Source organism: Stenotrophomonas sp. P2112 (genome assembly GCF_041897515.1).
Classification (GTDB): domain Bacteria; phylum Pseudomonadota; class Gammaproteobacteria; order Xanthomonadales; family Xanthomonadaceae; genus Stenotrophomonas; species Stenotrophomonas sepilia.
The window spans coordinates 3,518,563-3,543,481 of record NZ_CP169216.1; the positions used below are offsets into that span (position 1 = coordinate 3,518,563).

24 protein-coding genes, 1 tRNA gene and 1 other RNA gene are annotated in these 24,919 nt (G+C 67.4%); 23 read left to right on the plus strand and 3 right to left on the minus strand.

All coding sequences use genetic code 11. The features are described from left to right. The first annotated feature begins 266 nt into the window (after nt 1–266). The 9 genes from fdnG (at nt 267) to selD (ending at nt 10,821) form a co-directional block, all read left to right on the plus strand. A complete protein-coding gene (fdnG, locus tag ACEPA4_RS16220) occupies nt 267–3,335 on the plus strand; it encodes a formate dehydrogenase-N subunit alpha (RefSeq protein WP_374082895.1) in 3,069 nt (1,022 codons plus the stop codon). A 10-nt stretch (nt 3,336–3,345) separates the two neighbouring features. After that, a complete protein-coding gene (gene fdxH / locus ACEPA4_RS16225; protein ID WP_374082896.1) occupies nt 3,346–4,263 on the plus strand; it encodes a formate dehydrogenase subunit beta in 918 nt (305 codons plus the stop codon). Next, the gene (locus ACEPA4_RS16230; protein ID WP_005418959.1) at nt 4,260–4,907 is read left to right on the plus strand and encodes a formate dehydrogenase subunit gamma; all 648 of its coding nucleotides are present in this window, start codon (nt 4,260–4,262) and stop codon (nt 4,905–4,907) included. The genes fdxH and ACEPA4_RS16230 overlap by 4 nt, the downstream gene beginning before the upstream one ends. A gap of 65 nt (nt 4,908–4,972) precedes the next feature. Then, the gene (locus tag ACEPA4_RS16235; protein WP_374082897.1) at nt 4,973–5,275 is read left to right on the plus strand and encodes a hypothetical protein; all 303 of its coding nucleotides are present in this window, start codon (nt 4,973–4,975) and stop codon (nt 5,273–5,275) included. Continuing rightward, nucleotides 5,256–6,239, plus strand: a complete 984-nt coding sequence (gene fdhE, locus ACEPA4_RS16240; RefSeq protein WP_065185325.1) for a formate dehydrogenase accessory protein FdhE — start codon at nt 5,256–5,258, stop codon at nt 6,237–6,239. The genes ACEPA4_RS16235 and fdhE overlap by 20 nt, the downstream gene beginning before the upstream one ends. A 3-nt stretch (nt 6,240–6,242) precedes the next feature. Next, the gene (selA, locus tag ACEPA4_RS16245; RefSeq protein WP_374082898.1) at nt 6,243–7,667 is read left to right on the plus strand and encodes an L-seryl-tRNA(Sec) selenium transferase; all 1,425 of its coding nucleotides are present in this window, start codon (nt 6,243–6,245) and stop codon (nt 7,665–7,667) included. Beyond that, nucleotides 7,664–9,595 carry a selenocysteine-specific translation elongation factor gene (selB, locus tag ACEPA4_RS16250; RefSeq protein WP_065179105.1) on the plus strand — a complete coding sequence of 644 codons (1,932 nt, stop codon included), beginning with the start codon at nt 7,664–7,666 and terminating at the stop codon, nt 9,593–9,595. Before selA ends, selB begins: the two co-directional genes overlap by 4 nt. Nucleotides 9,596–9,619: 24 nt before the next feature. Continuing rightward, a tRNA-Sec gene (locus ACEPA4_RS16255) sits at nt 9,620–9,715 on the plus strand. Between the two features lie 26 nt (nt 9,716–9,741). Then, nucleotides 9,742–10,821 carry a selenide, water dikinase SelD gene (selD, locus tag ACEPA4_RS16260; RefSeq protein WP_374082899.1) on the plus strand — a complete coding sequence of 360 codons (1,080 nt, stop codon included), beginning with the start codon at nt 9,742–9,744 and terminating at the stop codon, nt 10,819–10,821. Nucleotides 10,822–10,878: 57 nt separating this feature from the next. Here the strand turns inward: selD and ACEPA4_RS16265 are convergent, their stop codons facing one another. Next, on the minus strand, nt 10,879–11,739 hold the full coding sequence (locus ACEPA4_RS16265; protein WP_005418965.1) for a YicC/YloC family endoribonuclease: 861 nt from the start codon (nt 11,737–11,739) through the stop codon (nt 10,879–10,881). A 124-nt stretch (nt 11,740–11,863) separates the two neighbouring features. On the opposite strand from ACEPA4_RS16265, the gene rph reads away from it, so the two are divergent. The 7 genes from rph to pepQ all read left to right on the plus strand — a co-directional run bounded on the left by rph (nt 11,864) and on the right by pepQ (nt 19,110). Next, nucleotides 11,864–12,589: a ribonuclease PH gene (rph, locus tag ACEPA4_RS16270; protein WP_053461298.1), complete on the plus strand. Its 726-nt coding sequence runs from the start codon at nt 11,864–11,866 to the stop codon at nt 12,587–12,589. Beyond that, nucleotides 12,586–12,975, plus strand: coding sequence for a VOC family protein (locus tag ACEPA4_RS16275; protein WP_065185328.1), 390 nt, complete (start codon nt 12,586–12,588; stop codon nt 12,973–12,975). Before rph ends, ACEPA4_RS16275 begins: the two co-directional genes overlap by 4 nt. Beyond that, nucleotides 12,972–13,568, plus strand: a complete 597-nt coding sequence (gene rdgB / locus ACEPA4_RS16280; protein WP_164230429.1) for an RdgB/HAM1 family non-canonical purine NTP pyrophosphatase — start codon at nt 12,972–12,974, stop codon at nt 13,566–13,568. Before ACEPA4_RS16275 ends, rdgB begins: the two co-directional genes overlap by 4 nt. Nucleotides 13,569–13,624: 56 nt before the next feature. After that, a complete protein-coding gene (gene hemW, locus ACEPA4_RS16285) occupies nt 13,625–14,851 on the plus strand; it encodes a radical SAM family heme chaperone HemW (protein ID WP_111128981.1) in 1,227 nt (408 codons plus the stop codon). 201 nt (nt 14,852–15,052) lie between these two features. Then, nucleotides 15,053–17,332: a DUF1631 family protein gene (locus tag ACEPA4_RS16290; protein ID WP_374082900.1), complete on the plus strand. Its 2,280-nt coding sequence runs from the start codon at nt 15,053–15,055 to the stop codon at nt 17,330–17,332. Continuing rightward, the gene (locus ACEPA4_RS16295) at nt 17,329–17,703 is read left to right on the plus strand and encodes a PilZ domain-containing protein (protein ID WP_005418979.1); all 375 of its coding nucleotides are present in this window, start codon (nt 17,329–17,331) and stop codon (nt 17,701–17,703) included. The genes ACEPA4_RS16290 and ACEPA4_RS16295 overlap by 4 nt, the downstream gene beginning before the upstream one ends. 75 nt (nt 17,704–17,778) lie before the next feature. Next, the gene (pepQ, locus tag ACEPA4_RS16300; RefSeq protein WP_065185332.1) at nt 17,779–19,110 is read left to right on the plus strand and encodes a Xaa-Pro dipeptidase; all 1,332 of its coding nucleotides are present in this window, start codon (nt 17,779–17,781) and stop codon (nt 19,108–19,110) included. Nucleotides 19,111–19,634: 524 nt separating this feature from the next. Here the strand turns inward: pepQ and ACEPA4_RS16305 are convergent. Further along, nucleotides 19,635–20,957, minus strand: a complete 1,323-nt coding sequence (locus tag ACEPA4_RS16305; protein ID WP_088123875.1) for an aminopeptidase P N-terminal domain-containing protein — start codon at nt 20,955–20,957, stop codon at nt 19,635–19,637. Nucleotides 20,958–20,962: 5 nt separating this feature from the next. Beyond that, on the minus strand, nt 20,963–21,511 hold the full coding sequence (locus ACEPA4_RS16310) for a UPF0149 family protein (protein WP_005418994.1): 549 nt from the start codon (nt 21,509–21,511) through the stop codon (nt 20,963–20,965). A 154-nt stretch (nt 21,512–21,665) separates the two neighbouring features. On the opposite strand from ACEPA4_RS16310, the gene ACEPA4_RS16315 reads away from it, so the two are divergent. The 7 genes from ACEPA4_RS16315 to ACEPA4_RS16345 all read left to right on the plus strand — a co-directional run bounded on the left by ACEPA4_RS16315 (nt 21,666) and on the right by ACEPA4_RS16345 (nt 24,811). Beyond that, nucleotides 21,666–21,887, plus strand: a complete 222-nt coding sequence (locus tag ACEPA4_RS16315; protein WP_005418996.1) for a TIGR02449 family protein — start codon at nt 21,666–21,668, stop codon at nt 21,885–21,887. Further along, on the plus strand, nt 21,884–22,180 hold the full coding sequence (locus ACEPA4_RS16320) for a cell division protein ZapA (protein WP_005410899.1): 297 nt from the start codon (nt 21,884–21,886) through the stop codon (nt 22,178–22,180). The genes ACEPA4_RS16315 and ACEPA4_RS16320 overlap by 4 nt, the downstream gene beginning before the upstream one ends. Nucleotides 22,181–22,333: 153 nt before the next feature. Continuing rightward, nucleotides 22,334–22,519: non-coding RNA, 6S RNA (gene ssrS, locus ACEPA4_RS16325), on the plus strand. Nucleotides 22,520–22,602: 83 nt separating this feature from the next. Then, the gene (locus ACEPA4_RS16330) at nt 22,603–23,196 is read left to right on the plus strand and encodes a 5-formyltetrahydrofolate cyclo-ligase (RefSeq protein WP_111200510.1); all 594 of its coding nucleotides are present in this window, start codon (nt 22,603–22,605) and stop codon (nt 23,194–23,196) included. Then, nucleotides 23,193–23,672, plus strand: coding sequence for an EVE domain-containing protein (locus tag ACEPA4_RS16335; protein ID WP_005419001.1), 480 nt, complete (start codon nt 23,193–23,195; stop codon nt 23,670–23,672). The genes ACEPA4_RS16330 and ACEPA4_RS16335 overlap by 4 nt, the downstream gene beginning before the upstream one ends. Nucleotides 23,673–23,695: 23 nt before the next feature. Next, nucleotides 23,696–24,343 carry a ribose-5-phosphate isomerase RpiA gene (gene rpiA / locus ACEPA4_RS16340; protein ID WP_005419003.1) on the plus strand — a complete coding sequence of 216 codons (648 nt, stop codon included), beginning with the start codon at nt 23,696–23,698 and terminating at the stop codon, nt 24,341–24,343. 21 nt (nt 24,344–24,364) lie between these two features. Then, the gene (locus ACEPA4_RS16345; protein WP_005419005.1) at nt 24,365–24,811 is read left to right on the plus strand and encodes a DUF192 domain-containing protein; all 447 of its coding nucleotides are present in this window, start codon (nt 24,365–24,367) and stop codon (nt 24,809–24,811) included. The last annotated feature ends 108 nt before the right edge of the window (nt 24,812–24,919 follow it).

Below are 24,919 nucleotides of genomic sequence, written 5' to 3' on the forward strand. Positions count from 1 at the left end.
CGCAAAATTTTTCCTCGGTGTTCCAGATCCGGCGCGGAGGATCGCGCCAGGACGGCGGGGGCTGCGCGGAACATCCTGGAACCAGGCCCGGCAGACGCTTCCCCAGGGGGCGGGCACGCAACTTTACCAGAGCAGGCCCTTTCCGGGCCCGTCCGGCAGGCGCCGCGCCTTGTGCCACATGGGCATCCGGGGGCCTGTGCTATAACCGGCCCGTACCCAACGACAGCCCGGAGGCCTGCGCCTCCCCGCCATCCCAGGAGAACGGCATGCCATCGATGAGCCGCCGCCAGTTCCTGAAAGTGACCGGGACAACCCTGGTCGGCTCCAGCCTGGCACTGATGGGCTTCGCGCCCGGCATCGCGCTCGCGGAGGTCAGGCAATACAAGCTGACCCGCGCGACCGAGACCCGCAACACCTGTACCTACTGTTCGGTGGCCTGCGGCATCCTGATGTACAGCCTCGGCGATGGCGCCAAGAACGCCGAGCCGAGCATTTTCCACATCGAGGGCGACCCAGACCATCCAGTCAACCGCGGCACGCTGTGCCCGAAGGGTGCCGGCCTGGCCGACATCATCCACAGCAAGTCGCGCCTGCTCTACCCCGAGTACCGCGCGCCGGGCTCGAACGAGTGGAAGCGGCTGAGCTGGGACGATGCGCTGGACCGCATCGCGCGGCTGATGAAGGAAGACCGCGATGCCAACTTCGTGCAGAAGAACGAAGCCGGGCAGACGGTCAACCGCTGGCTGACCACTGGCATGCTGGCGGCCTCGGCCACCAGCAATGAGACCGCGGTGCTGACCCACAAGGTCGTCCGCTCCCTCGGCATGCTGGCATTCGACAACCAGGCACGTGTCTGACACGGCCCGACGGTGGCAGGTCTTGCCCCGACGCTAGGCCGTGGTGCGATGACGAATCACTGGGTCGACATCAAGAATGCCGACCTGATCCTGATCATGGGTGGCAACGCCGCCGAGGCGCATCCGTGCGGGTTCAAATGGGTGACCGAGGCCAAGGCCCACAACAAGGCCCGGCTGATCGTGGTCGATCCGCGCTTCAACCGCTCGGCCGCGGTTGCCGATGTGTACGCGCCGATCCGCACCGGTACCGACATCGTGTTCCTGGGCGGCCTGATCAACTACCTGCTGACCGAGGACCGCATCCAGCACGAGTACGTGCTGAACTACACCGACATGTCGTTCCTGGTGAAGGACGAGTTCGCCTTCAAGGACGGCCTGTATTCGGGCTACAACGAAGAAAAGCGCAGCTACGACCGTTCCAGCTGGGACTATGCCTACGGTGACGATGGATTCGTGCGCAGCGACCCGACGCTGAAGGATCCGCGCTGCGTCTACAACCTGCTGAAACAACACTACGCGCGTTACACCGTGGAGATGGTCGAGCGCATCTGCGGCACGCCGGCCGACAGCATCCGCCAGGTGTGGGACATGATCGCGTCCACCGCCGGCAAGGACAAGGCGATGACCATCCTGTACGCGCTGGGCTGGACGCAGCACTCGATCGGCGCACAGAACGTGCGTGCCGGCACCATGGTGCAGCTGCTGCTGGGCAACATCGGCGTGGCCGGTGGCGGCATGAACGCGCTGCGCGGGCACTCCAACATCCAGGGCCTGACCGACATCGGCCTGATGTCCGACCTGCTGCCCGGCTACCTGACGCTGCCGAAACAGGATGAGCAGGACTACAACGCCTACATCGCCAAGCGCACGCAGAAGCCCCTGCGCGCCAACCAGATGTCGTTCTGGCAGAACTACCCGAAGTTCCACGTCAGCTTGATGAAATCGTGGTGGGGCGATGCCGCCACCGCCGACAACAACTGGTGCTTCGATTACCTGCCCAAGCTCGACAAGCCGTACGACATGCTGCAGGCGTACGAGCTGATGAACGAGGGCAAGATCCACGGCTACATCTGCCAGGGCTTCAATCCTCTGGCCTCGGCGCCGAACAAGGGCAAGCTGATCAGTGCGTTCTCCAAGCTGAAGTTCATGGTCAGCATGGATCCGCTGGAAACCGAGACCATCGCCTTCTGGCAGAACCACGGCGCACTGAACGACGTCGACCCGAGCACGATCCAGACCGAAGTGTTCCGCCTGCCCACCACTTCCTTCGCCGAGGAGAACGGCGCGGTGGTGAATTCCTCGCGCTGGCTGCAGTGGCACTGGAAGGGGGCCAACCCGCCGGGCGAAGCGCGTAGCGACATCGAGATCATGTCCGAGCTGTTCCATCGCATCAAAGCGATGTACGAGAAGGATGGCGGTGCGTGGTGGGAGCCGGTACGCGACCTGGCCTGGAAGTATTCCAACCCGGAGCTGCCGACGCCGGAAGAACTGGCGATGGAATACAACGGCAAGGCGCTGGCCGACGTGTTCGATCCGAAGGACCCGACCAAGCTGGTGCGCAAGGCCGGCGAGCAACTGGCCGCGTTCGGCGAGCTGCGCGACGATGGCAGCACGTCCTCCGGCTGCTGGATCTACATCGGCGCCTGGGGCCCGACCGGCAACATGATGGCGCGGCGTGACAACAGTGACCCGACAGGCATCGGCAACACGCTGGGCTGGGCCTGGGCGTGGCCGGCCAACCGCCGCGTGATGTACAACCGCGCCTCGTGCGACGTGGCTGGCCAACCGTTCGATCCACGCCGCACGCTGCTGGTCTGGAACGGCAAGAACTGGGGCAACGTGGACGTGCCGGACTTCAAGGCCGATGAAGATCCTGCCGGCGGGATGGGCCCGTTCATCATGAACCCGGAAGGCATCGCCCGCTTCTTCGCCAAGGCCGGCATGGCCGAAGGCCCGTTCCCGGAGCACTACGAACCGTTCGATACCCCGCTGCGCAGCAATCCGCTCAGCCCCGGCCAGGCCCTGACGCTGAACAACCCCGCGGCACGCGTGTTCGCCAGCGACCGTGCACAGATCGGTTCGCCGGACGAGTTCCCGCATGTGGCCACCACCTACCGCCTGACCGAGCATTTCCACTTCTGGACCAAGCACGGCAAGCTCAACGCCATCATCCAGCCCGAGCAGTTCGTCGAGATCGGTGCGGCATTGGCCGACGAGCTGGGCATCACCAACGGCAGCCGCGTGCGCGTGAGTTCCAAGCGTGGCCATATCGAAGCCGTTGCGATGGTGACCAAGCGGATCAAGGCCCTGCAGATCGATGGAAAGACCGTGCATCAGGTGGGCGTGCCGATCCACTGGGGCTTCCTCGGTGCGGCCAAGCCCGGATATATCGCCAATACGCTGACCAATGCCATCGGTGACGGCAACTCGCAGACGCCCGAGTCGAAGTGCATCCTGGTCAAGGTCGAGAAGGTGTAGGAGACACGCCATGCCACTGCAATCGCTGGACATCATCCGCCGCTCGGCCACCACCACGCCCTCGCCGGAGGCGCGGGGCGCGCACACCGGCCAGGTCGCCAAGCTGATCGATGTGAGCAAGTGCATCGGCTGCAAGGCCTGCCAGGTCGCCTGCATGGAATGGAACGACCTGCGCGACGAAGTGGGCAGCTGCGTTGGCAGCTATGACAACCCGCCCGACCTGAGCGAACAGTCGTGGACGGTGATGAAGTTCCGCGAGTACGAGGACGAGAAGGGCAAGCTGGAGTGGCTGATCCGGAAGGAGGGCTGCATGCACTGCAGCGACCCGGGCTGCCTGAAGGCCTGCCCGTCGCCCGGCGCGATCATCCAGTACGCCAACGGCATCGTCGACTTCCAGGAAGAGAACTGCATCGGCTGCGGCTACTGCGTGACCGGCTGCCCGTTCGACGTACCGCGCATCTCCAAGAAGGACCACAAGGCCTACAAGTGCACGCTGTGTTCGGACCGGGTGGCGGTCGGCCAGGAACCGGCCTGTGTGAAGACCTGCCCGACCGGGGCGATCACCTTCGGCAGCAAACAGGCGATGACCGAGCACGCCGCCGGACGCGTGGAAGACCTGAAATCACGCGGCTATGAAAACGCCGGCCTGTACGACCCGCAGGGCGTCGGCGGTACCCACGTGATGTACGTGCTGCAGCATGTGGACAAGCCCGAGCTCTACGCCGACCTGCCCAAGGACCCGCGCATCAGCACGATGGTGGAAGTCTGGAAGGGCGTAGCCAAGCCACTGGGCGTGCTGGCGATCGCCGCCACGGCCTTTGCTGGCTTCCTGCACTACATCGGCATCGGCCGCAACACGGTCAATGACGAGGAAGAAGAACAAGCCGAGCACGAGGCGAAGAAGATCGAAGAGGAGCAGCGGCCATGAAGTACGCCCCGCACCCGCGGCAGATCATCCGTTACCGCGCGCCGACCCGCATCAACCACTGGATCGTGGCGATCTGCTTCGTGCTGACCGCGCTGTCCGGGCTGGCGTTGTTCCACCCTGCCCTGTTCCCGCTGACCCAGCTGTTCGGTGGCGGACCGTGGACGCGCATCCTGCATCCGTTCATCGGCCTGGCCATGGTGGTGGGCTTTGCGCTGCTGGCGTTGCGCATGTGGCGCGACAATCTGCCGACCGCCGACGACCGCGCGTGGATGCGCGGCATGCGCGATGTACTGCGCAACGAGGATGAAAAGCTGCCGCCGGTCGGTCGCTTCAATGCCGGCCAGAAGCTGCTGTTCTGGGCCATCATCGGCTGCCTGTCGGCACTGCTGCTGACCGGCTTCGTGATCTGGCGGCAGTACTTCAGCCATTTTTTCCCGATCGGGGTGATCCGCTTCTCGGTGCTCGCCCATGCGTTGTTCGGCTGGGTGCTGATCTGCGCGATCGTGGTGCACATCTATGCGGCGATCTGGATCAAGGGGTCGGTGCGGGCGATGACCCAGGGCAAGGTGACCTATGGGTGGGCGTACAAGCACCACCGACAGTGGTTCCGGGACATCCTGCGCGGGCGGCGGGAACAGGGGTAGCTGCAGGGCCTGCGGCCCTGCACCTGCTTCAAGCCAAGGCAACAGCAACAGCGGCTATCCGTGGGATGGCGGGGTGGATCCGGTTGCGGGAGACGCTGCAAATACCCCTCCGGGGCCCGGCCCAGCCGCCGACAGTTGGCCGCGATCTGTCGGTGGGTGCCGACCGTTGGTCGGCACTGATCGAATCCCGACCAACGCTCGGGATCCACTTTCAACCAACCGATGGGGTCAGAACCGTTTTCCTGTGGAAAACGGATCTGACCCCAACCTTTCAAATGGCCGGCAACACGCTGGACGCCAGCGCCGACAACAGCGAGGATGGAGCCTGGTTCTTCTGGCTGGCCCTGCATGGCGCAACGCATCCTTGAACCCGGTGAGATCGAGACGCTCGCCTCGCGCGATGTGCCGCGCATCATCCTGCCTGATACCGGGTCACTGTTCGCTACGCGCGCGGCACGCCTGCGCAGCCTGGCCGCGCACAGTGCCATCGGTGGCTACCTGCAGCTGCTGGCGGCGCTGGCCGATGCGCAGCAGGCACTGCTGGATGAGTTGACGCCGCAGCAACGCGAGGGGCTTCAGGCACAGGCGCGCGCGCAGCAGTCGAGCGCGGCGGCTAGCGCCGGCATGCCGTTGCGGCCGGCCAACACACTGCAACTGGATGGGCGCTGGCGCGACTGGCTGCGCACCCTGTGCCGGCACTGTGCCGACGAAACCGGGCTGCCTGTGGAAACCCGGCAGGAACTACAGCGCGTCGCCGCCGCTGATGATGCGTGGCTGGATGCACAGGCGCATGCGGTGCTGGAACGCGATGACGCGCCCTCGGTCGACGCCGTCGCTGCGCTGCTGGTGATGAACGCGCTGCAGGTGTACTGGGCGGTGCTCGCCGCCAGCTTCCATCCGACCGACCTGAAGCCGCTGGCCGATGCGCCAGAGTTGTGCCCGCTCTGTGGCACGCTGCCGGTGGCCAGCGTGGTGCAGGCGCGCCCGCCCTACGCCGCCTATCGCTACCTGTCGTGCTCGCTGTGTGCCTGCCAGTGGCATTACGTGCGCGTGCAGTGCAGCCAGTGCGGCGCCGCCGGCAAGGACATTGCCTATCGCGCCCTGGCCGAGGTGGACGGTGACAGCGGCGAGGCAGTGCGCGAGAGTGCGGTGCGCGCCGAGACCTGCGACCACTGCCACAGCTATCGCAAGATCCTGTACCTGGAGAAAGATCCGTCACTGGAGCCGGTGGCCGATGACCTCGGCACGCTGGCGCTGGACCTGCTGCTGGCCGAGGAAGGCTATGCGCGCGCCAGCCAGAACCCGCTGCTGTGGCAATCCGACGGCGACTGACCTATGCCACGCACGCACGCCACGCCGGCATCGGCCGCCGCCCTGCCTTCGCTGGACCGGCTGCTGCGCCTGCCTGCGTTGTCGGCCATGATCGAACGCCACGGCCGCAGCCGCATCACCCAACTGCTGCGCGCGCACCTGCAGGAACTACGCGACCGTATCAGCGCCGCGCAGCTCTCGGCCGAACGCCTCGAACAGGCCATCAACGGCCCGTCGCTGGTCGCGGCGCTCGGCGCCGCACTGGCGGCCGACGCACGCCTGGAGCTGCAGCCGATGTTCAACCTGACCGGCACCGTGCTGCACACCAACCTGGGCCGCGCGCTGTTGCCCGATGCCGCCGTGCAGGCGGTCACCCGCGCGATGACAGCGCCGGTCGATCTGGAATTCGACATCATCCGCGGCCGCCGCGGCGACCGCGATGCACGGGTGCAGGCGCTGGTCTGCGAACTGACCGGCGCCGAAGCCGCCACCGTGGTCAACAACAATGCGGCGGCGGTCCTGCTGCTGCTCAACAGCCTGGCCAACCGCCGCGAGGTGGTGGTGTCGCGCGGCGAACTGGTGGAGATCGGCGGTGCCTTCCGCATTCCCGATGTGATGCGCAGCGCCGGCGCGCGACTGCTGGAAGTGGGCACCACCAACCGTACCCACCCGGCCGACTTCGCCCATGCCATCGGCGCACGTACCGCGTTGCTGATGGAAGTGCATGCCAGCAACTACGCGATCACCGGCTTCACTGCCAAGGTCGACACTGCGGCGATGGCTGCGATCGCGCACGAGCACGGCCTGCCGCTGGTGGTGGACCTGGGCAGTGGCAGCCTGTGCGATCTGGCGGCCTTCGGCCTGCCGCACGAGCCGACCGTGCAGGAAACACTGGCGGCCGGTGCCGACCTGGTCTCATTCAGTGGCGACAAGCTGCTGGGCGGGCCACAGGCCGGCATCATCGCCGGCCGCACCGACCTGATCGCACGGATCAACCGCAACCCGCTCAAGCGGGCGCTGCGCATGGACAAGATGGGCCTGGCCGCGCTGGAAGCCGTGCTGGCCCTGTACCGCGAACCGGAACGGCTGGCACTGCGGCTGCCGACCCTGCGCAGCCTTTCGCGCCTGCGGGATGACATCGACGAGCAGGCACACCGCCTGCTGCAGCCGATGCGCGCGTCGCTGGCCGCCGGCTACGCGCTTGAACGGGCCTCGATGTACAGCCAGATCGGCAGCGGCGCGCAGCCACAGGCGCAGCTGGCAAGCGCCGGACTGCGCGTTACCAGCGCGCGCCGCGGCGGGCTGGATCGCTTGGCCAAGCGCTTGCGCCAGTTGCCGCGGCCGGTGCTTGGCCGCATTGCCGATGACGCGCTGTGGCTGGACCTGCGCTGCCTGGAACCCACCGACGAAGCCGCCTTCCTCGCGCAATGGAGCACGCTGCAGGCATGATCGTCGGCACCGCCGGGCATATCGACCATGGCAAGACCAGCCTGGTGCGCGCACTGACCGGCATCGAAACCGATCGCCTGCAGGAAGAACGCACGCGCGGTATCTCCATCGAGCTGGGCTATGCCTATGTCCCGGTGGAAAGCACAGGCGGCGGGAGTGCCGAGGCGACGCTGGGCTTCGTCGATGTGCCGGGCCATGAACGCTTCGTGCATACGATGGTGGCCGGCGCCACCGGCATCGATGTCGCCCTGCTGGTGATCGCCGCCGACGACGGTGTGATGCCGCAGACTCGCGAGCACCTGGCGATCCTGCAGTTGCTGGGCGTGGATCGCGGTGCAGTCGCTCTGACCAAGATCGACCGCGTGGACGCCGCGCGCATCGCCCGGGTCGAGATCGAGATCGCCGCGCTGCTGGCCGGAACGCCGCTGCAGGATTCCCCCGTATTCGCCTGCAACAGCACCGCACCAGACGATTCTGGCATCAACGCGCTGCGTACCCAGCTGCACGCGTGGGCGTCGGACAACGCCAACACGCGCCAGGCCGAACTGCGCAGCGAGCTGTTCCGCATGCCGGTGGACCGCGTGTTCTCGCTGGCCGGCCACGGCACGCTGGTGACCGGCGCAGTGCACGGCGGCATCGCTGCCGTGGGTGAGCATCTGCAGCTGATGCCGGCCGCCACTGACGTGCGCGTACGCAGCATCCACGCGCAGAACCAGGCCAGCGAACACGCCATGGCCGGGCAGCGCTGTGCGTTGAACCTGGCTGCCATCGCCCGCGACGACATCCACCGTGGCGACTGGATCGCCGACCCGCGCGCCCTGCTGGCGACCCGTCGCGTCGACGTACGCCTGCGGCTTTCCGCACTGGCAACACCGTTGCGCGACTGGGCGCCGCTGCACATCCACTGGGGCACGATGCACCGGCAGGCCCATGTGGTGCTGCTGGAGGACGTCGATCACGGCGACGGACAGTTGGTGCAACTGGTGTTCGATGCACCGGTCTGCGCGATGTGCGGTGATCGCTTCATCGCCCGTGATTCAGCGGCCATCCGCACGCTAGGTGGTGGCATCGTGCTCGATCCGGACCCGCCACAGCGGCGCCGGCGCAGCCAGGCACGGCTCGCCTGGCTGGGCGCACTGGAGCAGCTGGCCACAGGTGCGGGAATCGGCCCGCTGTTGCAGCAGGCTTCCTTCGGCATAGCCATGGCCGCCCTGCAACGCTACTGCCGGCGCGCGGCCGACCGGATCGATCTTCCTGCGGGCACGCGGCGCATCGTCACCCACGAAGACACGGTGGTCATCCTTGCTTCGCACTGGCAGGCGCTTCGCGAACAGGTGATCACGTCGCTGCGCAGCTGGCACGAGCGACGTCCGGACGAGCCCGGTGTTGATAGCGGGCGCCTGCAGCGCAGTACGCTGCCCGCGCTTGCAGCGAGCCTGTGGAATGCCCTGCTGCAAGGCCTGCTGGACGACGGCAGCGTGCAGCGCGTGGGCGCCTGGTGGCGCCTGCCCGGCCATGACCATGCGCCACCGGAACGCGAACGACTTCTGCTCGAATGCGTGCTGCCGCAGCTGCACGCAGGTCGCTTCGATCCACCGTGGGTGCGCACGCTGGCCACCGACGTTGGTCTGGCCGAAGACGAGGTCCGCGCCGTCCTGCGCCGCGCTACCGCGCGTGGCGAACTGTTCCAGGTAGTGCCGGACCTGTTCTATGCACCGGCCCGCATTGCCGAGCTGGCCGCGATCGTCGCGCAGCTGTCGCAGGCCACCGGCACGGTGGATGCGGCCACCTTCCGCGATGCCATCGGCCTGGGCCGCAAGCGCAGCATCCAGATCTTGGAGTTCTTCAACCGCGTTGGCTACACTCGACGCGTCGGTGACCAGCATCGGCCGCGCGGCGACCTGCAGTGGAACGCAGCCCGCGACTGAGCCCACCGGTGCCGCCGCACTTTCGGAAGGCATGCGCATCCGGGCATGCGGCTGGGCTTCAAACCCAGTAGGGGGCGTCGATCGTTCCCTGGTAGGTTCGACTCCTGCTGCCTTCCGCCATTGGTGTTTCCGCAGGAGATGTCGGCATGGCCACGCACGCGCAGTCCCCCGCCCCTTCAACGGCCGATGCCCCGCAACGACTGACTTCGCTGGCACACGGCGGCGGCTGCGGCTGCAAGATCGCGCCGGGCGTGCTGTCCGAACTGCTGCGCGGCGTGCCAGCGCTTCCGGCACCGACCGAACTGCTGGTCGGCCGCGAGACCAGCGACGACGCCGCGGTGTACCGCCTCGATGACCGCCAGGCAATCGTCGCCACCACCGATTTCTTCATGCCGATTGTCGACGACCCGTTCGACTTCGGCCGCATCGCCGCCACCAACGCGCTGTCGGACCTGTACGCGATGGGGGCACGACCATTGTTCGCGCTGGCCATCGTCGGCATGCCGATCAACACGCTGCCGCAGGAGACCATCCGCGGCATCCTGCAGGGCGGCGAGCGTGCCTGCGCCGATGCCGGCATCGTGGTCGCTGGAGGCCACAGCATCGATTCGGTGGAACCCATCTATGGCCTGGCCGCGATCGGCGTGCTCGACCCGCAGCGGCTCAGGCGCAATGCCGATGCCCGCGCCGGCGATGTGCTGGTGCTGGGCAAGCCGTTGGGCGTGGGCGTGTATTCGTCGGCGCTGAAGAAAGAAGTGCTGGACGCCGACGGCTACCAGCAGATGATCGCGTCGACCACCCGCCTGAACACCGTGGGCGTGGCCCTGGCCGCGCTGGACGGTGTGCACGCGATGACCGATGTCACCGGTTTCGGCCTGCTCGGCCACCTGCTGGAAGTGTGTCGCGCCAGTGGTGTCGCTGCGGAGGTGGACAGCGCACAGGTGCCGCTGCTGCCTCAGGCCCTGGAGCTGCTGCAGCGCGGCTGCTTGACCGGCGCGTCCAACCGCAACTGGGCCTCGTATGGTGCGGAGGTGCGTTTCGCCGATGGGTTGCCGGCACACTGGCAGCCGCTGCTGACCGACCCACAGACCAGCGGTGGGCTGCTGGTGTCCTGCGCCCCGGAAGCGGTGGACGCGGTGCTGGCCTGCTTCCACGACGCAGGGTTCGGCCAGGCAGCCGTCGTGGGGCGATTGAGCGCGGGCCTGCCGGGTGTCAGCGTCCGCTGAGACGCTGTAATGAGAAGGGCGCCCGAAGGCGCCCCTGCTGTAATGCTGGATGCAACATCACTCGATGTTCTGCACCTGTTCGCGGATCTGGTCGATCAGCACCTTCAGCTCCACCGCGGCATTGGACGTACGGCTGTCCACCGACTTCGAGCCCAGCGTATTGGCTTCGCGGTTGAACTCCTGCAGCAGGAAGTCCAGGCGGCGGCCGACCGGCTCGCGCTGCCTGAGCACGCGGCGGATCTCGACAATGTGGCTGCCGAGGCGATCCAGCTCCTCATCCACGTCCAGCTTCTGCAGCCACAGCACCAGTTCCTGCTCGGCGCGGCCGGGGTCGACCGGGTGCGGCAGGTCGGCCAGGCGTGCAGCCAGCTTGGCGCGCTGGCCGTCGCGAATGGCCGGAATCAAGGTGCGCACTTCGGTGGCGATGCGTTCGATGCCGTCCACGCGCTCACTGATGGCCGCCGACAACTTGCCGCCTTCGCGTTCACGCGCCTCGACGAAGCCGTCCAGCACCTGGTCCAGCAGGGCCAGTGCCTCGGCCTGCAGGGCCGCGGCATCGGTGGCCTCGCCACGGGTCACGCCGGGCAGCTGCAGCAGCTCGGTGAAGCTGACCTGCAGGTTGGGGAAATCGGAGGTCAGCCGGTGCGCCAGGCGGCCGAGCTGGCCCAGCAGGGCCTCGTCCACCTGCAGGTTGGCCGCTGCTTCCGGCGCACGCAGCCGCATCACCAGATCCAGCTTGCCGCGGCTCAGGCGCGCGGCGATGCGCTCGCGCAGCTGCGGTTCCAGCGCCCGCAGTTCCTCGGGCAGGCGGGTGCCGACCTCCAGGAAGCGGTGGTTGACCGAGCGCAGTTCGCAGCCCAGCGTGCCCCACGGGGTGACCCGCTCGCCGCCGGCATAGGCGGTCATGCTTCGAATCATGGAATGTGTCCGGTGCGTGCAAAGGGGGAATGGTACCCTAGCGCCCTCACCAGAGCCCCCTTGCCCGCACCGTGAAGGCCGCGGGCGTGGCGGCGTACTCCCTCGCCATTACGGAACCCGCACCATGTCCGATTCCCGCCCCAGCGGCCGCCAGCCCGACCAGCTCCGCCCGGTCGTCATCCAACGCGGCTTCACCCGCCACGCCGAAGGGTCGGTGCTGGTGTGCTTCGGTGAAACCCGCGTGCTGTGCACCGCCAGCGTCGAGAACCGCGTGCCGGGCTTCCTGCGCGGCAAGGGCGAAGGCTGGGTCACCGCCGAGTACGGCATGTTACCGCGCGCCACCCATACCCGCAGTGATCGCGAAGCGGCCCGCGGCAAGCAGGGCGGCCGCACGCTGGAGATCCAGCGCCTGATCGGCCGCAGCCTGCGTGCGTGCGTGGACCGCAACGCGCTGGGCGAGCGCACTATCACCCTGGACTGCGACGTGCTGCAGGCCGACGGTGGCACTCGCACCGCCGCCATCACCGGCGCCTACGTGGCCCTGGTCGATGCAGTGAACGTGCTGATCAAGCGCGGCGACATCAAGCGCAACCCGATCCTGGGCGCAGTGGCGGCGGTGTCGGTGGGCGTGTACCGCGGCACCCCGGTGCTGGACCTGGACTACGCCGAAGACAGCGACTGCGACACCGACATGAACGTGGTGATGAACGACGGCGGCGGCTTCATCGAGCTGCAGGGCACCGCCGAAGGCCATGCCTTCCGTCGCGATGAACTGGACGCGCTGCTGGGCCTGGCCGAGAAGGGCGTGGCCGAGCTGCTGGCCGCGCAGCAGGCGGCGCTGTCGGCATGAACCGGCGCCTTGCCCTGACCACCCTGGTGGTGGCCGACTATGACGAAGCCATTGCCTGGTACACCGCCAAGCTCGGCTTCGCGCTGCTGGAGGACATCGACCAGGGCCACAAGCGCTGGGTGGTGGTCGGCCCGACCGACGGCAGCGCCGCCGCCCTGCTGCTGGCCCGTGCCAGCGACGAGGCGCAGCGCAGCCGCATCGGCAACCAGACCGGTGGCCGCGTCGCCTTCTTCCTCAACACCGACGACTTCCACCGCGACCACGCGGCGATGCTTGCCGCGGGAGTCGAGTTCCTGGAAGCGCCGCGCGAAGAACCCTATGCAACGGTCGCGGTATTCCGCGATCTGTATGGCAACACCTGGGACCTGCTGGAGCCCCGTCAATGAAGAAACTGGTACTGGCCAGCCACAACGCCGGCAAGCTGGTGGAGATGCAGGAGATCCTCGCCGGCCTGCCGCTGCAGATCACCTCGGCCGCCGAACTGGGCCTGGGCGACGTGGAAGAGACCGGCCTGACCTTCGTCGAGAATGCGCTGCTGAAGGCACGCGCGGCCTGCGAAGCGACCGGCCTGCCGGCACTGGCCGATGATTCGGGCCTGATCGTCGACGCACTCGGCGGCGCGCCCGGCCTGTACAGCGCGCGCTATGCCGGCCACCCGACCAACGCCGCGGCCAACAACGCCAAGCTGCTGGACGCGATGGCCGACATTCCCGACGGCCAGCGCAGCGCCCGCTTCTATGCGGTGATCGTGCTGCTGCGCCACGCCACCGACCCGCAGCCGTTGATCTGCGAAGGCCGCTGGGAAGGACAGATCATCCGCGAGCTGCGTGGCACGAATGGTTTTGGCTACAACCCGGTATTCCTGGACACCACCCACGGCCTGACCGCCGCGGAAATGGAGCCGGCACTGAAGAATGCCATCAGCCACCGTGCCATTGCCCTGCACCAGCTCAAGCAGCAGCTGGCGACGCTGTACTGACGCCACCCGATCGAACCAGGGAAGCCGGCCAGTGGCCGGCACTACCGAACAAGCCCATGCCGCACGACCACGACCACTGCAACCACCTGCCGGGCGAAGCCTGCTCCGCTGACCACGACAGCCCGCCGCGACTGGTGCCACCACCGCTGTCGCTGTACGTGCACCTGCCGTGGTGCGTGCGCAAATGCCCCTACTGCGATTTCAATTCGCACCAGGCCAAGGGCGAGCTGCCGTTCGACGCCTACATCGACGCGCTGCTGCGTGACCTGGACCAGGACCTGCCGCTGGTCTGGGGCCGGGTGGTGCACAGCGTGTTCTTCGGCGGCGGCACCCCCAGCCTGTTCCCGCCGGAAGCAATCGACCGTTTCCTGCAGCAGGCCAGCGCACGCCTGCGCTTCGCGCCCAATGCCGAAATCACCCTGGAAACCAACCCGGGCACCGCCGAACATGGCCGCTTCGACCGCTACCGCGCGGCCGGGGTGAATCGCCTCAGTTTCGGCATCCAGAGTTTCGACGATGCCATGCTCAAGCGTCTGGGCCGCATCCACGACAGTGGCGAAGCCGAGCGCGCGGTGAAGATGGCGCAGGACGCGGGCTACGACAACTTCAACATCGACCTGATGTACGCGTTGCCGGAACAGACCCTGGCCGGTGCCGAGGCCGATCTGGAACGCGCATTTGCACTGCAACCGGCCCATATCTCGCACTACCAGCTGACCCTGGAACCGAACACGGTGTTCTTCGCGCGGCCGCCGCAGGGCATTCCCGATGAAGACAACGCCTGGGACATGCAGGAGCACTGCCAGACGCTGCTGGCGCAGGCCGGTTTCAACCAGTACGAAGTCAGCGCCTACGCACGCCCTGGCCGCCAGAGTGCGCACAACCTGAACTACTGGCGTTTCGGTGACTACCTGGGCATCGGTGCTGGCGCGCACGGCAAGATCAGCTCGGGTGCCGAAGAACACGTGCTGCGCCGCTGGAAGCTGAAGCACCCGCAGGCCTACCTGGACAGCGCGGGCACCCCGGCCTCGTTCGGTGGTGACGACGTGATCGCGCCGGAGCGGCTGCCGTTCGAGTACATGCTCAACCTGCTGCGCCTGCACGAAGGTTTCGGCCTGCGCGATTTCGAGTCGCGTACCGGACTGCCACGCAGCGTGCTGGACGCACCGCTGGCCGAGGCCGTCCAGCGCGGCTGGCTGGATGTGGCGGACGGCCACGTACAGCCAACCGAGCTGGGCCGCCGATTCACCAATGATGTGGTGAGCCTGTTCCTGGAGGAATAGACCTTGCGCCGTAGCGGGTAGTGCCGGCCGCTGGCCGGCACTCCGGTGGAGACAGCGCTGCCGGCCAGCGACCGGCACTACCGTTCATCCGTCGTCCCTCCCCAGCAGACGCGAGACACGTTCACCCTAAAGTAGCGCCGACTGCGGCCGACACGGTAGATTCACAAGATCGATCCGCGGGAATCCGGGTACCGCTCGCCGATGTCAGCTGTCTTTTCCACTACCTCTGCCGACAAAACCCGCCTGGCCGCCAGCGACCTGCCACCGCGGGTGCGTGAGCTGCTGGGCGCATTGATCGGCCTGTGCCGGCAGACGCTGGCCGCGCCGCTGATCCTGACCGTCGAAGCGTTGGAGCAGACGCTGCTGCACGACGCGGATCGCGCGCGCAATCCGCAGCTGCAGGCGGAGCTGATGGCCCAGCGCGGCCAGTTGCATGCCTTTTCCGGTCATTTCGCTGACCGCATGCTTGATGCCGTGGCCGATGCGCTGATACGGCTGCGCGAACCCACGGCCCACTCCAGCCCCGGTTCCACGCCGCCGCCGCTGCCCGGCATGCTCGGGCTGTCGCTGGTCGATGAGCATGAAGTGGACCGCGACCTGCTGCTGACCGAGATGGTGCGGCGGGAGACGCTGCGTTCGACCAACACGCTGAACCTGCTGGGCCAACGCCTGGGCGTACTAGCGGCAGCACCGGCCTTCGAGGCCGACACCCTGCCGCTGGCACCGCAGGCACTGTGCGCCATGCTGCGCCGGATTGCCGAACAGGATTCGCTCGCTGTCGACGTTCAGCTGGCGCTGTACCGCAGCTTCGAACGCCAGGTACTGGAACGCCTGGGCGACATCCTCGACCGTGCCAATGCCCTGCTGGCCCAGCATGGCGTGCTGCCCGGCCTGGTCTACACCCCCTATCTGGCGCGTTCATCGAGCACCCGGCGGATCATCACCCAGTCGGTGGGCGGTGGTCGCACCACGCAGCCGGCAAAGCGTGCCGCCGCGCCACTGACCGGCTGGAACGGATCGGCACCGGCCGGCTCCTGGTCGAGCCTGGTGCAGGACGCTTTCCAGGATGACAGCATGGCCGGCGCGGCCTTGCCGGGCCTGACCACCTCTACGGGCAGCGCGCTGCATGCGCTGCTGCAGCAGGCACGCCATGCCAGCGCAGCACCTGCGGATCGCGATGCAGTGCCGAGCGCGGCCGTGGATGCGGTCCTCGCACGCCTGCAGGCGCAGTCCAGCGCCGCCACCGGCGTAGCCGACCTGCAGGCGGCCGTGGTGGCGCAACTGCGCAGCGAGCATGGCATGCAGGCCCAGCTGGGCAGCCACGACCGCGACAGCCTCGACCTGCTGCGCATGCTGATGCAGCAGGTGCAGCAGCAGCAGCGTCCGGACCCGGTGCCGGCCGCCCTGCTGGCGCGCCTGCAGGTGCCGCTGGCACGTGCGGCAATGGCCGACCCCGGCTTCTTCGTGCGCGACGAGCACCCCGCGCGCGAACTGCTCAACCAGATTGCCGAAGTCGGCGCCAACTGGCTGGCCGACGATGATGTCGACCCGCAGTTGCTGCAGCGCATGGCACAGAGCGTGCAGGGCCTGCTGGGCCAGGATGCGCGGGCGCCGGAGGCCTTCGCCAGCGCGAACGAGGACGTGCAGCAGCATCAGCGTGCCGCAGCGCATCGCGCCGAGCTGGCCGAGCGCCGCCATGTGGAAGCTGCACGCGGCAAGGAGCGGCTGGAACTCGCGCGGCGACAGGCCAGTGCACAGATCGACCAGTGCTGCGACGCGCAAGAGCCGCCCCGCTTCGTGCAGACCCTGCTGCGTCAGGCCTGGGCCGATGCCCTCACCCTGACCCGCCTGCGCCACGGCGACGATTCACCGCAGTGGCAGGAACGCCTGCAGCAGACCCAACGCATCGCCGCCATCACCGCGCAACCCGTTGATGCACCCGGCGGCACCGATGCAACGCTTGCTGCCGAGGTCGAGGCCGCCCTGCTGCAGGTCGGCTACCACGCCGAGGAAGCCGCCGCCGTCGCACGCAGGCTGGCCACGCCTGGCGGCGAGGACGAGAGCACCTCGCGTACCGAACTCAGTGCCCGCCTGAAGGCACGCGCGCGCCTGGGCGAGCACGCCGGTACGGCCGCCGGCACGACGCCGGCCACACCGCGCAGCAGTGCCGAGGAAGCCGCTTACCAGCAGCTGTCCTCCCTGCCCTTCGGCAGCTGGTTCGACATCGATACCGGCGATGGCACACTGCGCCGCCAGCGCCTGTCCTGGTACAGCCTGCTGACCGGCCACGCCCTGCTGGTCAATCCGCGCGGGCAGAAGATCGCCGATACCGACCTGGATACGCTGGCCCGGCAGATCAGTGCCGGCCAGGCGCAGCTGGTCACTGAGGACAAGGCCCGGCTGGTTGACCGTGCCTGGGAGGCCAGCCTTGGCGCATTGCGTGCACTGGCGGCCGGCCATACGCAGGAGACTTCCGCATGATCACCCAACCGCCGCAGGATACCCGCCGCGCGCCGCGCCGCCAGGTCTCGGACCTGGTACCGGTCACCGACCAGATGCGCGAAAGCGTGGTCGGCCGGCTCGGCAATATCTCCGAAACCGGCATGCTGATGCTGGCCAGCGCACCGTTGCGCGAGGATGCGCTGTACCAGTTGCGCTTCCCCTTGCCGCTGGGCGATGGCCGCCACCAGGACATCGACGTGGGCGTGCACCTGCTGTGGAGCGAACCCGCACACGCCCCCGGACAGAGCTGGACCGGCTTCCGCTTCCTCACCCTGTCGCGCGAGCATCGGCAGCTGCTGCGCCAGTGGGTGGGCGAAGACAGCGACGAGGGGCCGGTTTCGACGGCCTGAGTGCCGGTTCCAGCACAGCGGTTTTTCCCGCTATGCGGCAGAATCTAGGGCCGTTTTCCGTGTCGAGCCACCGCAATGATCCAGCAAGACCCCGGCGCCCTGTATCCCGACCACCTGGCCGTGCTGTGCCGACGTGCCGAACAGGCGCTGGCCCGCGGCGGCTTCGACCACCTGGTGGTGCCCAGCGGCACTCTGCACTACCAGGTGTTCGATGATCGCGACTACCCGTACGCGGTCAATCCGCAGTTCAAGGCCTGGCTGCCGCTGACCCGCGTGCCCAACAGCTGGATCGTGTTCAGCCCCGGCAAGCGCCCGGCGGTGATCTTCCACCAGCCCTTCGACTACTGGCACGTGGTGCCGGATGCCCCCAGCGGCTGGTGGGTGGATCACTTCGACATCCACATCATCCGCAAGCCGGAAGACGCGCTGGCGCTGCTGCCGGCCGATCCATCGCGCTGCGCGATCCTCGGCGAGCCGCAGAGCGCGCTGGGCAACTACGTACCGAACAACCCGGCGCCGGTGGTGAACTACCTGGAATGGCACCGCGGCAGCAAGACACCGTATGAGATCGCACTGATGCGCCAGGCCCAGGTGCTGGGCGTGCGCGGCCACCGCGCTGCGGAGGCCGCATTCCGCAATGGCGCCGACGAGTTCAGCATCCACATGGCGTACTGCCAGGCAGTCGGCCAGGATGCCAATGAGCTGCCGTACGGCAACATCGTGGCGCTGAATGAACATGCCGCTGTGCTGCATTACACCGAGCTGGGCCGCAAGGCACCGCAGCCGCTGCGCAGCTTCCTGATCGATGCCGGCGCCAGTGCCCACGGCTACGCCAGCGACATCACCCGTACCTACGCCGCGCAGAGCCACGACGAGTTTGCGGCGATGATCGCCGCCGTCGACGCCGCCCAGCAGCGGATGTGCGCAGCGGTGCGCCCGGGCTGCGACTACAAGCAGCTGCACGTGGACGCACATCTTTCGCTGATGGGCGTACTGAAGGACTTCGGCGTGATCAAGGTCTCGCCGCAGACCGCGCTGGAGACCGGCGTCAGCGCCGCGTTCTTCCCGCATGGTATCGGCCACCTGATCGGCCTGCAGGTGCACGACGTGGCCGGTTTCGCGGCCAGCGACGAAGGCGGCCGCATCGAGCGCCCGGCGGGCCACCCGTACCTGCGCCTGACCCGCGTGCTGGAACCGGGCATGGTGGTGACCATCGAACCGGGCCTGTACTTCATCGACATGCTGTTGAACGAAGTGAAGGACGCCGGCCACGGCGATGCGATCAACTGGGACCGCGTGGACTTCTTCCGTCCGTATGGCGGCATCCGCATCGAAGACGAAGTGCTGTGCACTGATGGCGAGGCGGACAACCTGACGCGGCCGGCGTTTGCGGCGGCCAACGGCTGAGCCCCTCGTGGTTGGCTGCTTGGAGCAATAGCCGCGCTTGGCGGGGCGGGGTGGGTTCGCGGGGGACGCCGTGAATCCATCCCTGGAGGCTTGGCCGCGGCATCCATGCCGCGGACACCCCCGCGAACCCACCCCGCCCCACCTCTGACAGTTTCCGTGTGCGTCCAACCACGGAAGAAAGAAAGAAAAGCAAAAGCGGGTCGCTTGCTGCGCTCGCTCTGTGTCGACCAAGGTCGACACCTACCAGTAGATCCACGCCATGCGTGGATGATTCATTCGATATCTGACAGATGTGCCGACCAACGATCGGCACCCACCAACAGCCGCGCGAACCTGTCGAAGGTGGGGCACTGTGGGTTTGCGGGGTGTGAGCCGCATGGATGCGGCGACCAAGCCTACAGGGATGTACTTGCGGCGTCCCCGCAAACCCACAGTGCCCCGCCATCCCACGGAATGCCGCTGTTGCGGTTGCTGTTGCTGTGGCCTCTGCGGGTGCAGGGCCGCAAGCCCTGCAGAAAAACACCCTACCCCGCCATCACCGCTTCGATCTCATCGGCGCTGCGCGCCAGGCCTTCGGTCAGCACGCGATGGCCGTCATCGGTGATCAGCACATCGTCTTCAGTGCGGATGCCGATACCGCGCCAACGCGGTTCCACCGTCGTGTCGTCCACGCCGATGTACAGCCCCGGCTCGATGGTGAACGCCATGCCAGGCTCCAGCAGACGTGAATCACCGGCGAGGCGGTAATCGCCCACATCGTGCACGTCCAATCCGATCCAGTGGCCGGTCTTGTGCCGGTAGAAGCGCTGGTACAGGCCTTCGGACAGATTCTTTTCCAGCGTGCCCTTCAGCAGGCCCAGGCGCAGCAGGCCCTCGGTCAAGGTCTGCACTGCGGCCAGATGGCCGGCCTCGTAGGGCACGCCCGGCTTGGCCTGGGCCAGCGCCGCCGCCTGCGCTTCACCGACCAGGTCGTGCAGCGCGCGCTGCTCGGCACTGAAGCGGCCGTTCACCGGGAAGGTGCGGGTGATGTCGCTGGCGTAGCCGCGGTACTCGGCACCGGCATCGATCAGCACCAGCTCGCCATCGCGCGACCGCGCGTTGTTGTCGCGGTAATGCAGGATGCAGCCGTTGCGGCCGGCACCGACGATGCTGCAATACGCAGGCACCGCATCGCTGGCGCGGAACACGCGTTCCAGCTCGGCCTGCAGTTCATACTCGTGGATGCCGGCCCTGGCGGCCTTCATCGCCGCCAGATGCGCACGCACGCTGATCTGTGCGGCGTGGTGCATCAGTGCCACTTCGGCGCCGGATTTGAACAGGCGCTGCTCGTGCAGCAGGTGGCCCAGCTCCAGGAACTCATGGGGCGGCTGCGCACCGTGGCGTACCTGCGAACGCACGCGGTTGACCCAGCCGATCAGCTTCAGATCGAAGTCGGCGTCGCGGCCGAAGTGGTAGTAGACGCGCGAGCGCCCTTCCAACAGGCCCGGCAGGATGTCGTCCAGATCATCGATCGGGTAGGCATCGTCCATCCCGTACTGCGCTACCGCGCCTTCCTGGCCGGCGCGGCTGCCGTCCCATGCCTCGCGCTCGGCATCGCGCTCGCGGCAGAACAGGATGGCCTCGCCATGGCGGCGGCCCGGAATCAGCACCAGCACCGCTTCCGGTTCCGGGAAGCCGGTCAGGTACTGGAAATCCGAATCCTGGCGGAACGGATAATGGGTATCGAGGCTGCGCACCTTCTCGGCTGCGGCCGGCAGTACCAGGATCGCATCCTCGCCAGCCATGTCCATCAGCTGGCGGCGGCGACGCTTGTATTCGCCGGCCGCGATGCCGGTGCGCTGCTTGATATCCATCAGTTCAGGCGCTGCCGATGGCGCGCGGCCAGCACCACGTCGCCGTGCAGCAGCAGCACCGCCACGCGGATGAATTCCTCGATCTCCGACAGGGCTTCGTCGTCGTCATCGCCGCCGGCCTCGAAATCCTCACTGGACGCACGCGCCAGGCTGGCCATGTCGGTCAGCGCTTCTTCGCCCTCTTCGGACAGGGCCGGGCGGCGGCCGCCGCTGCCCAGGCCGAAGCCGCCCAGGAACGAGCGGGTCCAGCTGAACATGGCATCGGCCTGCGCGGACACGTCGTCGCTGTCGGCGAGCAGCAGTTCGAAGGCGAAGTCGCGGTCTTCCAGCTGCTTGATGGTGGCCTGCAGCAGCTGCCCCAGCACGCTGTCGGCGGCCACCGGTGGCAGGGTGTCGTCGGCCAGCACGCGCGCCGGCCAATCGTTGCCGGGGGCGCCGCCGGCGGCCAGCCAGCCGCACAGCGCTCCGTGCAGCTCGGCAGCGGTAGCGCCCAGGCCCAGCGCCTGGCTGGCGCGGGTAACGTCGTCGACGGAGGGAAGTTCGGTCATCGTGCGGCTCGTTCGGAATAAGGAAACCCGGGGTGCGCACGCGCGCGCCCGTGAGACCCTGTAGTGTAGCAACCCTGCGTCATCCTCTCGTGGCCGTCCGGCCTTGCTGCGACAGCGCTTGACCGCCCTCACCCGGCTTGCCTATCGTGCCCGCATGGAACCCGCCGATCCCCTTGCCCAGCTGCAGGACTTTGCCGCCCGCGTGGACGCGTTGCTTGAACGCAACCAGCGCCTGGCCGAGGAGAACCGCAGCCTGCGCCACCAGCAGGAACAGCTGGTGGCCGAGCGCTCGACGCTGCTGGCCAAGAACGAACAGGCGCGCTCGCGGGTGGAAGCGATGATCAGCCGGCTCAAATCCCTGGAGCAGCACACATGAGCGCCGAACCGGTCAGTGTCCGCATCCTCGATCGTGAATACACCGTGGGCGTTGGCGGCGACGAACGCGACAGCCTGATGGCTGCTGCGCGCCTGCTCGATGCGCGCATGCGCGAGATCCGCGGCAGCAACCGCATGGCCGCCGTCGACCGCGTCGCCGTGCTGGCCGCGCTGAACCTGGCCCACGAACTGCAGCTGCTGCGCGACGAGAACGCCCGCCAGGCCGTGGCGCTGCAGCAGACGCTGGCCGACCTGAACCGGCGCCTGGACCGCGCCATCGACGGCACCCCATAGAAAAAGGGGACGGAGGGAATTAAGGCGCATTCGCCCCTTCCGTGCTGGAAACGCCTTAATTCCCTCCGTCCCCTTTTTGCTTGTCTGAATTGGCACGGACTGTTGCCGACGAACGGCCTATCCAGATCCTGCGTGCTGGCTATAATGGCCACGCGTTCTCTGCGGTACTCGACGGCATGTGCAAACATTCGCCTTGTCCCTTAAGAACGACACCGGGAGCGCGACAGCGCCGGGAGTGCAGGTCCGCCTTGTAGCGGGAAGCCCGATGGTTCTCCAGCGTTCCCACTTGAGCCCCCGGGTTCAAGGTCGTTTCGCATGCATCGACATTGCGGAGAATGCAATATTCCAGCAAGGGCGGCGTCTTCGGGCGTCGCCCTTGTTCTTTCCGGCACAATGATGGCTGATCCTTGCCGCTCGCTGCCATGACCGACCCGCGCCAGGCCCTGCGCCACGACCTGCGGCAACGCCGCCGTGACCTTAACGCTGGTGAGCGCATCGCCGCCGCCGAATCGCTTGCCGATGCCCTGCTCGCCCTGCCGTTCGCCCCGCGCGAAGGCGCCGTGGCCGGCTACTGGGCGCTGGATGGCGAAATCGCCCTGCACCGCTGGCAGCTGCAGCTGCCCGAAGGACTCACCTACTGCCTGCCGGTGCTGGCCGGCGACGTGCTGCGCTTCGCACCATGGCGGCCCGGGCATCCGCTGACCAGCAACCGCTATGGCATCCCCGAGCCGGACGTGGCCGTGGAAGACACCCTGGAACCGGAACGGATGGCGCTGGTCGTGACCCCATTGGTGGGTTTCGACGCACAGTGCCGCCGGCTGGGCATGGGGGGCGGCTGGTATGATCGCAGCTTCGCCTTCCGCCACGACCGGCCGGCGCCGCCCTGGCTGGTCGGTGCTGCGTTCGCGGTGCAGCAGGTCGAGTCCTTGCCGGTGGCGTCGTGGGACGTGCCGGTGGATGCGATCTGCACCGAAGACGGCACCCTGTTCCCCTCCGCTGCCCCCGTGAACGCATGACCGCCCGCAAGCGCTACTGGCTGATGAAGTCCGAACCGGACGCCTTCTCCATCGATGACCTGGCAAAGGTCAAGGTCGAACCCTGGAACGGGGTGCGCAACTACCAGGCGCGCAATTTCATGCGCGATGGCATGCAGGTGGGCGACGGCATCCTGTTCTACCACTCCAACACCAAGGTGCCCGGCATCGTCGGCCTGGCCACCGTCGCCAGCCCAGCCTACCCGGACGACACCCAGTTCGACCCGAAATCCGACTACCACGACCCCAAGAGCACGCGCGAAAACCCGCGCTGGATGCTGGTGGACGTGGCCTTCGACCGCAAGCTCAAGCAGGTGATCGCGCTGGACGAGATCAAGCTGCACGCTGACGAGCTCGGCGAGGGCTTCCCGCTGGTTGCCAAGGGCAATCGCCTGTCGGTGTTCCCGGTGACCGCCGCGCAGTGGAAGCTGCTGCTGTCGCTGGAAAAGAAATCCTGATTCCCCGCCTGAGAGTTCTTCCCATGTCCGAAGCCAAGCGCCTGGCCGCCGAGAAAGCCATCGAGTACGTCGAAGACGGCATGATCGTCGGTGTCGGCACCGGTTCCACCGTGGCCTATTTCATCGATGCCCTGGCCCGCATCCAGCACCGCATCAAGGGCGCCGTGTCCAGCTCCGAGCAGAGCACCGCACGCCTGAAGCAGCACGGCATCGAGGTGATCGAGCTGAACCACAGTGGCAACCTGTCGCTGTACGTCGATGGCGCCGACGAGTGCGACCCGAACAAGTGCCTGATCAAGGGCGGCGGCGCCGCACTGACCCGCGAGAAGATCATTGCCGAGGCCAGCGAGCGCTTCATCTGCATCGTCGACCCGAGCAAGCAGGTGCCGGTGCTGGGCAAGTTCCCGCTGCCGGTGGAAGTGATCCCGATGGCGCGCAGCCTGGTCGCCCGCCAGATCCGCGACATGACCGGCGGCCAGCCGACCTGGCGCGAGGGCGTGGTCACCGACAACGGCAACCAGATCCTGGACATCCACAACCTGCAGATCACCGATCCGGAAAAGCTGGAGCGCGAGCTCAACCAGTTGCCGGGCGTGGTCTGCGTCGGCCTGTTCGCGCGCCGTCGCGCCGATGTGGTGATCGTCGGTGGCGAGCCGCCGGTCGTGCTCTGACCCTTCCCAAGGATCCTGACAATGTCGCTGTTGCGTTCGCTGCTGATGCTTCCGCTGCTGGCCCTGGCCGGCTGCGCCACCGACGCGGCCCGCCATTGGGTCGAGCTGGACGGCGCCCGCTACCAGGTCGAGCTGGCCACCAACGATGAAACCCGCGCGCGCGGGCTGATGTTCCGCGACCAGATGGCGGCCGACCACGGCATGCTGTTCATCCACGACCGCGAGGAAATGCAGGCGTACTGGATGAAGAACACCAAGATCGCGCTGGACATCCTTTACTTCGACAGCCAGCGCAAGCTGGTCAGCCAGCAGCGCGACGTACCGCCGTGCTCGGCCGGCGACATGTGCCCGCCCTATCCCAGCGGCGGCCCGGCGCGTTATGTGCTGGAACTCAACGCCGGCCAGGCCGAGAAGCTGCAGCTCAAGGACGGCACGGAGCTGAAATTCGGTCCGGGCATCGAAAAATAACGGTAGTGCCGGCCGCTGGCCGGCAATCCAACCCGACCGGGGTCAGATCCCTTTCGCAAGCGAAAGGGATCTGACCCCTGAATTTTTCACGCGACACCGCTTGAAACC